This window comes from Paractinoplanes brasiliensis (genome assembly GCF_004362215.1).
GTDB lineage: Bacteria > Actinomycetota > Actinomycetes > Mycobacteriales > Micromonosporaceae > Actinoplanes > Actinoplanes brasiliensis.
The window spans coordinates 2947950-2961233 of record NZ_SNWR01000001.1 but is presented as its reverse complement, the minus strand read 5'-3'; the positions used below and the strand labels follow the sequence as shown (position 1 = coordinate 2961233).

Annotated in this window: 7 protein-coding genes; 5 read left to right on the top strand and 2 right to left on the bottom strand. The window is 70.8% G+C overall.

Going from position 1 to position 13284, the window contains the following annotated elements:
- Positions 1-6: 6 nt before the first annotated feature.
- Positions 7-1200, bottom strand: coding sequence for a CehA/McbA family metallohydrolase (locus C8E87_RS13190; protein WP_133873371.1), 1194 nt, complete (start codon positions 1198-1200; stop codon positions 7-9).
- Between the two features lie 278 nt (positions 1201-1478).
- Between C8E87_RS13190 and C8E87_RS13185 the strand changes: the two genes are divergently transcribed.
- The 3 genes from C8E87_RS13185 to C8E87_RS13175 all read left to right on the top strand — a co-directional run bounded on the left by C8E87_RS13185 (position 1479) and on the right by C8E87_RS13175 (position 6204).
- Positions 1479-3455 carry a glycosyl hydrolase family 28-related protein gene (locus tag C8E87_RS13185; protein ID WP_133873370.1) on the top strand — a complete coding sequence of 659 codons (1977 nt, stop codon included), beginning with the start codon at positions 1479-1481 and terminating at the stop codon, positions 3453-3455.
- 94 nt (positions 3456-3549) lie between these two features.
- Positions 3550-4440 (top strand): NAD-dependent epimerase/dehydratase family protein, encoded by an 891-nt coding sequence (locus tag C8E87_RS13180; protein WP_239080714.1) that lies wholly within the window; start codon positions 3550-3552, stop codon positions 4438-4440.
- Between the two features lie 240 nt (positions 4441-4680).
- On the top strand, positions 4681-6204 hold the full coding sequence (locus C8E87_RS13175; RefSeq protein WP_203721012.1) for a plasmid pRiA4b ORF-3 family protein: 1524 nt from the start codon (positions 4681-4683) through the stop codon (positions 6202-6204).
- Here C8E87_RS13175 and C8E87_RS13170 read toward each other — a convergent pair.
- Positions 6201-9416, bottom strand: a complete 3216-nt coding sequence (locus C8E87_RS13170) for a DEAD/DEAH box helicase (protein ID WP_133873368.1) — start codon at positions 9414-9416, stop codon at positions 6201-6203. The two genes, C8E87_RS13175 and C8E87_RS13170, sit on opposite strands and share 4 nt — an antisense overlap.
- 249 nt (positions 9417-9665) lie before the next feature.
- Here C8E87_RS13170 and C8E87_RS13165 point away from each other — a divergent pair, with 249 nt between their 5' ends.
- Positions 9666-12428 (top strand): FtsX-like permease family protein, encoded by a 2763-nt coding sequence (locus C8E87_RS13165; protein ID WP_133873367.1) that lies wholly within the window; start codon positions 9666-9668, stop codon positions 12426-12428.
- Positions 12418-13233, top strand: a complete 816-nt coding sequence (locus tag C8E87_RS13160; RefSeq protein WP_133873366.1) for an ATP-binding cassette domain-containing protein — start codon at positions 12418-12420, stop codon at positions 13231-13233. The genes C8E87_RS13165 and C8E87_RS13160 overlap by 11 nt, the downstream gene beginning before the upstream one ends.
- The last annotated feature ends 51 nt before the right edge of the window (positions 13234-13284 follow it).

Here is a 13284-nt window from a genome sequence, read left to right as displayed (position 1 = left end):
CGCTGCCTATCGGCCGGACGGGTGCCGAGTTGATGCTTTGGCCGGGACGGATCCGCTGGTCAACCACCACGGACTGGAGTACGCGAGGCCGAAATCGTTGCACGGGTGCCCGTCGGGGCCGGGCGCAGGGTTGTCGCGAGTGGGGTCCGACACCCGCAGCACGACCCAGTCCCCGTCGTCCACGTCGAGCGGCACGGTGAACGTGTCGACGTCGCCCGCCTCCAGGTGCCGCAGTTCGACCACCTCGGGCGCTGCCGGTCCGGGCCGCAGCACCTGGAGGTGGAGCGGCTGACCCGCGTACTCGGGACCCCGGTCGAGGTCGACGCGGAAGGTGACGTCCCGCTTGGCGACGGGCAGGCGCCGGCCCATGCGTACGCCGTCGGCTGTGGCGTCCAGGCGCAGACCGCTCACCCGGCTGGCGAAGAACCGGCGTGCCTTCAAGGCGGACAGCACCCCGGCCCGCGAGTTCTCGGTGACCCAGAGACCCGTACGGCCCTTGCCTTCGTCGTGCCCCCAGTCGAACCCGTGCTCGTCGGCCACCCCGCTCAGGCCCGAACGCCACCCCGCGTTGAGGCAGGCCACCAGCGGCGAGCTGAACTTGGGCCAGCCCTCGAACAGGTAGTCGTCCTCGTTGTTGAAGATCTCCAGCGCGACCATCTGCCGGGCCACCCGCGGGTCGTACGCGAACTCGTTGAACCGTTCCCGTTGCCGGCCCGGATGGTTGAAGCTGGCCAGGCCCCCGCTTTCCAGCAGCCAGTCGTACACGGGCTGCATGGTTTCGATGCCGCCCGACCCGAGGAAGTCGTCGGTGCCCCAGATGTTGACGTGCCCGAGGTGGGAGTGCGACCACTCGAAGCCGCGCAGCGAGGTGTAGACACCCGAGTGCTCGGCCTCGTCGGTCAGCTCCCCGAGCTGCCGCCACTTGCGGGTGGTGAGCCCGGTGAAGCCCGAGTCGGTGGCGTGGTCGGTCAGCGCGGCGACGTCCATCCCGGCCGCGCGCAGCGAGGCGTGCGCCAGTTCGGGTTCGCCCATCCCGTCCGACAGCAGCGTGTGATTGTGCAGGTCGGCGTGCACCAGCGTGGTGCCGCGGGTGACGCGTGACGCCCGAGAGGCGCCCGTTGTGGCTGCCCGCGCGGTTCCGGCCGCGCCGCCCAGCATGAGGAGGGCGCCCGCACCGGCCAGCAGGGAACGGCGGGACACGCGGTGATGGTGGCCTGAGGTCACCTGTGGAGCATGCCAAGGCCTCCCGCGCGGTTCAGGCGAATCGCGCAACCGCCGCCGGAGGTTTGCCCGTATGAGGTCGTCCGTTCAGCCGGTCCGCTGCAAGCGGCGATCAGCAGCACGACGGCGATGCAAGAAACTGAACGGCCCATGTAAGCGCTGAGCAATCTGACGAAAACTTGCGACTAAACCTTGTGGACTACGTCACAGCAATCTTATGGTCACTCCACCCCGCCCCTGGAGAAAGAGCCACATAGATGCGTCCGTCCCGCATGCTCCCGGCCCTGGTGGCCGTCGCCGCGATCTCGCTCCTTCCCAGCCCGGCCGTGGCCGCGCCCGTCCCCACGGTCGCGGTCACCCGGGCCGGCCTCGACCCGTCCCTCGTGGCCGGCCGTGGCGCCTCGGTGAACTTCCTGGAACAGGAGGCCGAGCGCGCCAGGACCACCGGCACGGTGATCGGCCCCGACCGTACGGCCTACACACTGCCCGCCGAGGCCTCCGGCCGCTCCGCCGTGCGCCTCACCCCGGGCCAGTACGTCGAGTTCACCCTGCCCAAGGCCGCCAACGCCCTCACCGTGCGCTACAGCATCCCCGACGCCCCGGACGGTGGCGGCCTGACCGCCCCGCTTGCCGTCAAGGCCGGCAACACCACCCGCACGATGACGCTGACCTCGCAGTACTCCTGGCTGTACAACCAGTACCCGTTCAGCAACGACCCCAAGGCCGGCCTGCTGCACCCGGACTGGTGGCTCGCCGAGTGCGCCTGCGTCCCGGCCGAGACCACGCCGACGCCCGTGATCAGCAAGCCGTTCCGGCCGAGCCACTTCTACGACGAGGAGCGCCTGCTGCTGGGCCGCACCTTCGCGGCGGGGGAGAAGGTGCGCCTGACCGCCTCGTCGGCCGTGCCGTGGACGGTGATCGACCTGCTCGACTCCGAGCTGGCCGGACTCCCGTACGTGAATCTGATCGCGGCCAACGTGCTGGCTTTCGGCGCCGACCCGACCGGCAGACGGGACTCCGCACCCGCGTTCGACAAGGCCATCGCGTTCGCCAGGAAGGCCCGGCTCAAGGTGTACGTCCCGCCGGGCGTCTTCCAGGTCAACCGGCACATCCTGGTCGACGACGTGACGATCGAGGGCGCCGGCAACTGGTACACAATCATCAAGGGCCGCGAGGTGGCGCTGAGCAGCCCGGCGCCCGACGGGTCGGTGCACACCGGGGTCGGCTTCTACGGCAAGGACGCGGCCGACGGCGGCAGCCGCAACGTGCACCTGTCCGGTTTCGCGATCCAGGGCGACGTACGGGAAAGAATCGACACCGACCAGGTCAACGCGATCGGCGGGGCGATGAGCGACTCGAGCGTCAAGGGCCTGCACATCCGGCACACCAAGGTCGGCCTGTGGTTCGACGGCCCGATGACCGGCACCCGGGTCGAGAACAACATCATCGTCGACCAGATCGCCGACGGCCTGAACTTCCACACCGGGGTCACGAAGTCGGTCGCGCGCAACAACTTCATCCGCAACAGCGGCGACGACGCGCTGGCCATGTGGTCCGAGAAGACCACCAACGCGGGCAACACGTTCGACCGCAACACCGTGCAGACCCCGGTGCTGGCCAACGGGATCGCGATCTACGGCGGCCGGGACATCACCGTCTCGAACAACCTGATCGCCGACCCGATCCGCGAGGGCAGCGCGATCCACGCCGGTTCGCGCTTCGGCGCCGAGCCGTTCACCGGCACCCTCAAGATTAACAACAACACCACCGTACGGGCGGGGACGCTCGACCTGAACTGGAACATCGGCCTCGGCGCGATCTGGCTCTACGCGCTCGACAAGAGCATCGGCGCCACCGTGGAGGTCACCGGCGACCACTACCTCGACAGCACCTACAACGCGATCATGCTGGTCTCCGAGTGGTCGGTGAAGGACCTGTACTCGATCACCGACGTCCACTTCAAGAACATCAGGATCGACGGCGCCGGTACGAGTGTGCTCAGCGCCCGGGTTGCCGGCGGCGCGTCGTTCGAGAACGTCGATGCCCGCAACGTCGGAGCCGTCGGCGTCAACAACTGCGGCAGCTTCGGTTTCACCCCGGCCGGCTCCGAGTTCACCGTCACCGACCGTGGCGGCAACGACGGCGGCTGGCTGGCGCCGTGGATGCTGCCCAACACGATCACCTGTGACGACCGGCCCCCGGTGGTCGCGCCGCCCGCGCCCTCTCCCTGGTAGTCGCCGGTCCCGGTCGCCCGGCTCGAACGATTCGGGCCGGGCGGCCCGCCCTTGGTAGCCTTTACCGCTGGAGTCTTCGGTCGGAGGAAGTACGTTGAGTCAAACACTGCTGGTCACCGGTGGCGCCGGATTTGTCGGTTCTGCCCTGATCAAGTCCCTGCTCACGGACTTTCCCGCCGCTGCCGTGGTGTCCCTGGACAACTACTTCACCGGCGTGCCGGAAAACCACGTCAACGACCCCCGGGTGACCTACATCGACGGCTCCACCGTCGACCTGGCCAAGATCTGGGCCGACCGCGGCCTGCCCAGCCCCGAGATCGTCTTCCACCTCGGTGAGTACTCACGGATCGTCACCTCGTTCGAGGACCACGACCTGACGTGGGACTTCAACCTGCTCGGCACCAAAGAGGTCGTCAAGTTCGCCTCGGCCAACGGCGCCAAGCTGATCTACGCGGGCTCCAGCTCGAAGTTCGGCAACGACGGGCAGGACGAAAACCTCAACCCGTACGCGTGGACCAAGGCCAAGAACATCGAGTACATCAAGAACTACTCGAGCTGGTACGGGCTGGACCACGCGATCACGTACTTCTACAACGTGTACGGCCCCGGCCAGATCACCAGCGGCAAGTACGCCACGGTCATCGGCATCTTCGAGGACAAGTACCTCAAGGGCGAGCCGCTTCCGGTGGTGTCGCCGGGCACGCAGACGCGCGACTTCACCCACATCGACGACATCGTGCGCGGCATCGTGCTGGTGGCCCAGAAGGGGCAGGGCGACGGCTACCTGCTCGGCGCCGGTCACGAGTGGCCCATCCTCGAGGTCGCCAAGATGTTCGGCGCGCCGTACGAGCTGATCCCCGCCCTGCGTGGCGAGCGCACCCGGGGCCAGGCCGACAACAGCAAGGCGGCCGAGCTGGGCTGGACGGTTTCGCGCCGCCTGGACGACTACATCGCCTCGTTCGTCGCCGCGCACCCCCGCGGGTAGTCCCGGCCCGTTCCCGCCGACCCTCGGACCGTGGTGCCGAGGCTCCTCCGGAACACTCGAACGCGCGTCCGCGACGGCCCGGACTCGCGGTGTAACCCTGCCGATCCGGGGCGCCGGCCCCCGGAGGGTGGATGCGGGCGCCGTCGGGCACCGGTGCAGACTATTGCGATGAGTTCTGGTAGCCGACGCCCTCGGAACCGTGCAGCCGCCCGATCCTCACGGCGCACCAACCTCACCGTCGTGTCCGAAGCGGAACAGCCCTGCGACTGCCCCGCCTGTTCCGGCGACGGCGTCGACCCCGGGCAGATCCTGGCCGCATTCGTCGATGACGCCGCCACCCTGGCGGAGGCCGAGGACCCGCTGGAGGCCGAGATGGCCGGCGCCCTCTTCGTGGCGATGGCGCAGTCCGGCGGGGAAGAAACCATGGAGGCCTTCGCCGGCGGTTTCGTCCCGGCCATCGAGGCTCGCGGCACCCGGGCGGCCCTGACCATTCTCACCGCGATCAGCGCGATGTCCGGCGACGAGCCGACCCCCGCTGGTGCGTCCGCCCGGGCGGCGGCCGGGCGGCTGACCGAAGCCGGTGTCGCGGCCCCGGTCTGGGCGGGCCATCTGGCGGCGCCCCTGAGCGCCGGGCCTTTCACCAGGATGTACGACGACGAGGGCACGATGTCGGTCCTGGTCGGCGTCTTTGAGCGGGCGGGCCGGGGACACGCCCTCGTCATCGTGGTCGACCACGAGAACTGTGGCGCCGCGGACCAGATCTACGTGCTCGGCGAGGAGGAACTCCCCACTCTGGTGGCGGGGTTGCACCAGGGTGCGCGGGCCGACGGGGTGACCATCAAGACCAAGAAGCTGGGTGCGCCGGAGTTCCGCTGGTACGCCGAGCAGGCGCTGGAAATTCGCGCTGACCACGACGCGGAGGACGATCCGGACGCTGACCCGGAGGATGCGGATCTGGTCAACGAGGACGGTCCCGGGTACGCGCCACTCGCTGTGCTCGCCCGCAATCGTCTGGCCACGCTGCCGTCGCCTCGCCGGCCGCGCGGAGCCGTCACGTCCCCGCACACCGACGACCGCACCTCGCTGGACGTGCTGCAGCAGTTCGCCGCGTTGATCGACCAGGCCGGCGGGCCGGGGATGTTCGGCCTGAACCTGCCCGGACAGCGCCGGCCCCAGCCGGCGAAACTGCCGGCCAAACGGAAGAAGTCGAACGGACCGGCTCCCGTCTACCAGATCAAGGTCAGCCTGAAGGGCGCGAAACCGCCGATCTGGCGCCGGCTGCTGGTGCCCGGCGACATCACCTTGAACCGGCTGCACCACGCATTGCTGGTGGCGTTCGGTTGGCACGGCGACCACATGTACGTCTTCGACACCCCGTACGGGCAATTCGGGCGCGCCGACCGTGAACTCGGGCACCGCTCCGACACCCCGGTGACCCTGGAACAGGTCGCGCCCTCGCCGAAAGACAAGATCCGCTACACGTACGACTTCGGCGACGACTGGGAACACGAAATCCTGATCGAGAAGGCGACCCCCGCCGATCCCACCCGCGAATACCCGCTCTGCACCGCCGGCCGCCGCGCCGCCCCACCCGACGACTGCGGCGGCATCTGGGGCTACCAGGAACTGGTCGAGATCCTCGCCGACCCCACCCACCCGGAACACGAGGAACGGCTGGAATGGCTCGGCCTGACCGACGCCGGCCAATTCACCCCCGAAGCCTTCAACCCGGCCGAGGTGAACGAGCGCCTGCGAAGGTCTTAGCCGAGAAGTTCGCGGATGTCGGCGGCGGTGAGCCCGGCGGAGGTGAAGTCGCCGCCGTCCATCACACCGGCGAACAGTTCGGCCTTGCGCGCCTGCAAGGCCATCACCTTTTCCTCGATCGTGTCACGTGCCACCAGGCGGTAGACCATCACGTTGCGGGTCTGTCCGATGCGGTGGGTCCTGTCCACGGCCTGAGCCTCGGTGGCGGGATTCCACCAGGGATCGAGCAGGATGCAGTAGTCCGCCTCGGTCAGGTTCAGGCCGAACCCGCCCGCCTTCAAACTGATCAGGAAGACGGGCGCGGCGCCGGTCTTGAACTCCTCGATCACCCGCTTGCGGTTGCGGGTGGCGCCGTCCAGGTAGGCGCAGGCGATGCCGGCCCGTTCCAGCCGATCGCGGGCCGCGCCGAGGAACCGGGTGAACTGGCTGAAGACCAGCGTACGGTGGCCCTCGGCGACGATGTCGGTGAGCTGTTCCACCAGCAGGTCGAGCTTGGTGGAGGACACCGCCCGGTGCTGCTCGTCGACCAGCGCCACGTCCAAGCTGGCCTGGCGCAACAGCGTGAGCGACCGGAAGATCTCGAACCGGTTCTGTTCCAGGTCGCCCAGCAGGCCGAGCACCTTCTGCCGCTCCCGTTGCAGGTACCGCTGGTAGACCTTGCGATGCCCGGGTGAAAGGTCGACCTCGACCACCTGTTCCTGCTTGGGCGGCAGGTCGGCGGCGACCTCGCCCTTGCGGCGGCGCAGCACCAGCGGGCGGATCCGGCGGCGTAACTGGGCGAGCCTGTCCTTGTCCTGCTCGCGTTCGATCGGACGGCGGTAGTACTCGGTGAACAGGTCGAGCCGGGGGAAGAGGCCGGGCGCCGCGATCGAACAGAGCGCCCAGAGCTCGGTCAGGTTGTTCTCCATCGGGGTGCCGGTGATGGCGACCTTGAAGGGGGCCGGGAGCCGGCGGGCGCACCTGTACGCCTGTGACTGCGGGTTCTTGACGAACTGCGCCTCGTCGAGCACCAGGCCGGCCCACTCCAGCGCGGCGTAATCGTCGTACTCCAGCCGGAACAGCGTGTACGACGTGACCACGACGTCGGCCTCCTCGACCGCCTCGGCCAGGCCGGCTCCGCGCCGCGCCGCCGTCGACGTGATCGCCCGTACGTCCAGATCCGGGGTGAACCGGGCAGCCTCGGCGGCCCAGTTGTGCACGACGCTGGCCGGCGCGACGACCAGGAACCGGCCGTGTTTGCGGGCGTGGCAGAGCAGCGCCAGGGCTTGCAGCGTCTTGCCGAGCCCCATGTCGTCGGCCAGGATGCCGCCGAGCCCGTTGTCGTGCAGCGCCGCCAGCCAGCGAAAACCTTCCAGCTGGTACGGGCGGAGGTCGGCCCGCACGTCGGCGGGCACCGCCTGGTCGAGCTCCACGCCCGCCTCGCTGAGCGTGGCCACCGTACGCTGCCAATCCGCCGCCTGACCGGCCAGCTCGCCCACCTCGGCCAGCTCGTCCCACACGCCGGCCTGGAACCGCCCGACCCGCAGCACACCGGGCGGGCTGTCGGTGAGCGCACGGGACTCGGCGATCAGCTCGCGGAGCTGCCGGAACTCGGGCCGGTCCAGGCTGAAGTAGACGCCGCTGGGCAGGATCAGGAACTCCTGCTCCCGGGCGAGCGCGACGAACAGCGCCTCGAAGTCGACCCGCTCGTCACCCACGTCCACACGAACCGACAGGTCGAACCAGTCCTGCTCGCTGCCCTGGGCGGCGCTCGAGAACGTGATGACCGGCGGCGCCTCGCTCGGCTGAAGGAGCCAGTCCTCGTCCGGCTCGACAACGGACACGCCGAGATCGGCGAGCGCCGGGACCACCGTACGGAGGAAATGGATCATCTCGTCGCCGCCGAGCACGGATTCGGCGGCGAGACGGGCGCCGAGCGGACCGGGCTCGAGCAGACCTGGCACAACGGCATCGGTCACCCGGCGTACGAGATCAGCTTGTTCCTCGGTGAGCGTGGGCAACCAGAGCGGCTCACTGTGCCGGCCGCGACCCACTTCGGCCGTCCACTCCCACCGCAGTCGCAGCTGATGATCCCGTACGGGGCTCAAAGTCACCGTCAGCGTCGGAGCACCCACCTCGGGCAGGTGCACACCCGGCCCACCGGGCACCACCTCGAGCTGCCGGGCCAGGCCCGGGAAGAACTCGGCGAAGAACCGCTCCTCCTGATCGGCGGGGACTCGGATGCTCGGCGCGGTCAGGACCTTGCGGGCCGGTTTCGGCAGCGGACGGTCCAGCGGAGCCAGCCGCAGGATCCCATTGGTTCGGGCGCCCCACGAGGCCATGCCGTGCGCCGGCTCGCCGACGAAGATCGCGTGCTCGAGGTCGACCGGTACCCCGTCGTCCTGCACCACTGTTTGCAGCGACAGATCACCGTCGACCCGGCCCACCTGCATCGACACCCGCGCCGGGCGGCGTGCCACGACCACCGGCACGGCGTCCTTGCCGTACTGCACCAGCGGCAGACCCGACTCCTGCGCCTCGGCCAGCAGGTCCCAGATCCGGCGGCTGCCGAACTCGTCGAGGAAGAGGCTGGTGGCGCTGCCGCCGTAGTAGTAGGGAGTGTGCGAGCCGGACAGCTTGACGATCTCGTAGAGCAGCTGACGATGCTGCTCCACCGAACGGCCTCCGGCATATCCGAGCGAGTGCCAGCTGATCCCGCTGCGGACCCAGCCACCCCGGCGGCCCGGCAGCACCGGGCGCATCGAGATCCGCTGCCTGGTCCTGCGACTCCGCGGAAGGTACGCGTCGACCAGCTCGAACTGCAGGCCGATCTCGGGTTCCACGGCCTCGGAAGCGGGCGGCGGCCCGGCCACGTCCCGCATCCACGCGGACAGCTGAGACTCCCACCGGCGGGTAGCCGGCCGCCGCTGAACCGGCGCTACAGCCTTCGTCGGCGAGGGCTCCTGCTGAGCGGCGAGGAGCAGCGCGACGACATGCACGCAGTCCGCGTCGGAACAGGTGCACACGCCGGTCAGGGTGGGCGTCGCTCCAGGAACGAGCTCGCCGGTGACCACGCCGCCGCGGCGAACCTGGCCGACCGCCTGACCGGTGGGGCCGACGGCCTGCACGACGACTTCCTCATCGGCCAGCACCGCGCGCGCCTGGAGGAAGGTGCGAACTCCGACCGCGTCGCAGAGCACTGCTTCTTCAGGGGTGAGGATCAGCTTCGCCATCGTCGCCTTTCCGCCGCGCGAGCGGCCCAACTCTAGACGCGCCCCACCCCGCGCCGCACATCGTGTACCCGTCAAGAGGGACGTGGGTGCGGTGCGACGTCACCGGGGCGAGCGTCCCCTCGGCCCGCGCTCCGGATCCGGTCGAGCCGGCGGACAGGTAGGCGTGGGACCAGGGCGGTCTCGGGGTCGTGGGAGCGCGCCCAATCGGATAGCGTCATCGGACCTGTGAAGTAGTGGTCGAGGAGGCCCATGACTCCCGGTGGCCGGCTCGCCGTTGCGGCGGTTGCGGGTGGCGTGCGGCAGCGGGCCTGGACAGTTCTGACGTTGTGTGCGTTCCTCGTGCTGGCCGCGTCCGCGGCCGCCGGCCCGATGTTCGCCGAGGCCGCGGGCAACGCGGCCTTCCAGGTACGGCGTGATCAGGTTCCGGCCACCGCGCGGCAGAACGACGCGGCCGTCGTGCGGCTGTCGGCTGATGCCGGGCCCAGCAGCGTCGACCAGCGGGAGGTCATCGACGAACTCCGGGAGGTCGAGGGCCTGACCGAACCGGACCTCACCGGCGGGTCGATCGGGGCCGAGCTGGCCAAACCACGGTTCTGGGGCTCCACCGTCAGCGCCCACGGCAAGACCGAGCGGGCCCGGCTGTTCGCCGTCGGCGACCCTGCCGAGGAACTCGTCGCGGTGGGCCGGGCAACCGGCAACGGCGGAGTGTGGCTGCCCGAACCGGTGGCCCAGGAGCTCGGCGCGGGGCCCGGCGACGAGATCGTGCTCGCCGTGGTCACAGGCAACCGGGGCACACCGAAGCGGGCGACGGCCAAGGTGAGCGGCATCTACGCCGTCGACCTCGGCGGGCGGCTCCCGGCCGACGTCAGGGGCGGCAACAGGTGGGCGTTGCGTACCGGCGACACGCCCGGCGACACCGAGTACCGCACCCTCCCGGCGTACCTGCTGATCGGTGATGTCGCCACGGCCGAGCGGCTGGCCACGACCGTCGACGATCGGCTGCTGTGGGCGGTCGAGGCCGCGCTCGTGCCGGGCGCGACACTCGACGAGGCCCGGCGCACGGCCGCGGGTATCGAGGACAAGCGGCGGCATTTCGCGACCGTGGGGCCGTCGAACGGCGACGATCCGCTGGCGCTCGACTTCGCCAGTGGCATCGGCCGGATCGTGGCGACGGCGCAGGCCACGACCGAGACCGTACGGGTGCGCACCCGGCCCGTGGAATGGGCCGCCACCGGTGTCGGTCTCGCCTCGGTGCTGGCGGTGGCGCTTCTGTCGGCGCGCCGCCGCGAACGGGAACTGCGGCACATGGCGGCCGTCGGCATGTCGCCGGTGACCGTCGGCGGCCTGTGGCTGGTGGAGAACGTGCTGCCGGCGGTGGTCGGGGCGGGCCTCGGATGGCTGGCAGGGTGGCAGCTCGTCGGACGGTTCGGTCCACCGGGCGCGATCGAGGAGTCGCTGCGACCGGCCGCGCTGACCGCGGCGGGGGCGACCGGCGCCGGCCTGATTCTCGTCGGGCTGGCCGGTGCGGCGGCAACAGCACGACGCGTACGCCCGGCGCCTCCCGCCACGGCGAAACGCTCGATCCCCTGGGGGCCGGTGCTCATCGTCGTGGCCCTGGTCGCCGCCGCCGGGCTGGCACAGGCGGACGGCGTACGGGGTGTGGATCTGCTCGTTCCTCTGCTTGTGCTCGTCGCCGCCGGGGTGCTCGCAGGATGGGTGCCGGCGCTGCTGGGACGCGGTGGCGGGACGATTCCGCCGTCGTCGCGGGTCGTCGTGTGGCTGGCCCGCAGGCGGCTCGGTTCGGGCGGCTCGGAACGGCGGCTCACCGTGCTCGTGGTGACGGCCGGGCTGGGCATGCTGCTCTTCGCGCTGTCCGCAGTGCGCTCCACCGACGTGTCGGCCGAGGACAGGATCGCCGTGGCCTCCGGCGCCGAAGCCGTCGCCAAGCTGAACGGCTCGTGGGAACTCGACGACCAAGCGCCTCCACCCCCGCCCGAGGTGCCGAATCAGTTGCCGCCCGAGGGGCCCGTTCCCGGCGTACGGGTTCCGCCTCTGCCCCCGGGAAACACGGCGGTGTGGCACCTGGAAATCACGACGCCGCTCGACGACGGCCGGCGGGACCTGCTGGCGATCGACCCCGCGCGGTTCCGTGACGTCGCGTCGTGGGGCAGCGGTCCCGACCTCGCCGCCGCCCGGGCCGCCGTGTCGTCGCTGGCGGCCCGCCCGTCGGACCCGGACGGCACCCCGCGCGCCATCGTCGTCGCCGACCCGGCGGCCGACCAGGTCGATCTCGTACGGGTCAGTCTGGGCTACAACACGCAGGACCTGACGATTGCCGAGCGTGTCAGCGCGTTCCCGGGCATGCGAGGCCGCGCCATGTACGTGGTCGCCGCCGACCCCACGTTCGGGCAGCTCGGCATCGACGACCCCCGGCTGCGGCCACGCAGCGCGCTGGGCGGCAACGCGCTCTTCGTCCAGACGTTCCTGTGGAGCTCGGCCGGCGAACCGGGCGTGCTGGCGATCACCCAGCCGAAGGGGTTGCAGCCGGAACGGATCAGCACCGCGGCCCAGCTGCGGGAGGACGCCGCGTACATCGCCACCAGCCGTGCCCGCGGCTATCAGCTCGCCATCGCCGGTTACCTGGCGTTGCTGGCCGTCCTGACACTGTGTGTCTATGCCCAGCGAACCGCGGTGCTGCGCCGCCCGTCGGATCTCATGCTCGCGCGGATCGGCCTGGGCCCGGCCCGTGTCCGGCGCGCCCGTTCGCTGGAGTTCGTGCTGCTCTCCGCGCTTTCGCTGGCTTTCGCCACCGCCGGCGTGGCCGCTCTGATGCCGCTGGGCGCCCGGCTGCTCGACGACCAGCCCGGCCTGTTCCCCGCGTTCTCGTTCCAGCTGTCCCTGCCCGGCCTCGCCATCACCGCCGGGGCCGCCGCGGTGGCCACCATCCTGGCGGTCGTGGTCACCGCGGCCCGTTCCCCCGGCGTCGAGGAGGAGGCCTACCGTGACAACTGACCTGCTCGTGGGCCGTGAGCTGCTTCAGCTGTACGCCGCCCGCACCGGCCCCACCCAGGCCCTGCGCGGCGTCGACGTGTCGGTTGTCGCGGGCCGGGTCAGCGCCATCACCGGCCCGTCCGGCAGCGGCAAATCCACCCTGCTCGCCGTCCTCGCCCTGCGGGAACGCCCCGCCGGCGGCGAACTGCGCCACCGCGGCCGCCTGGTGTCCTCTCTGACCCGGCGCGACCTGCAGAGGCTGCGCCGGCGCGAGATCGGCTGGGTGGCCCAGCGCCCCACGCACAGCCTGTTCCCCCAGCTGGACGCGCGGGGCCAGATCGCTCAGGTCGCTCGCCTGCGCCGCGTCGCCGTGGACGTCGACGCCGCCCTGGCCGAGGTCGCCCTCACGTCCCGCGCGACGGCCCGCCCCGGCACCATGTCCGGCGGCGAACAGCAGCGCCTGGCCGTGGCCGCGGCAGCCGTGGGCCCGCCCTCCCTGCTGATCGCCGACGAGCCCACCGCCGAACTCGACGACGAGTCGGCCGCCCTGGTCCTGCGCCTCTTGCAAGCCCGAGCCGCCGCCGGAAGCGCGGTCGTGATCGCCACCCACGACGCCCGCGCGACAGCCGCCTCGGACACGGTCCTGCGCCTACGCCACGGCGTCCTCTCCGGCGAACACGAGACGGGCCAGGACCGCACGGTCACCATCGATGGTTTGGGCCGCCTGCAACTCCCCGAGGAGGCGCTGCCTCTGTTCCCCACGGGCCGGGCAATCGTCACCGTCGCCGACAACCACATCGAACTCCACCCACCGCGGCCGAACTAGGCGGAGCGCGACTCAGCCGGGAAGCCCGCGACGAACGGGTCGCGGGCTCCG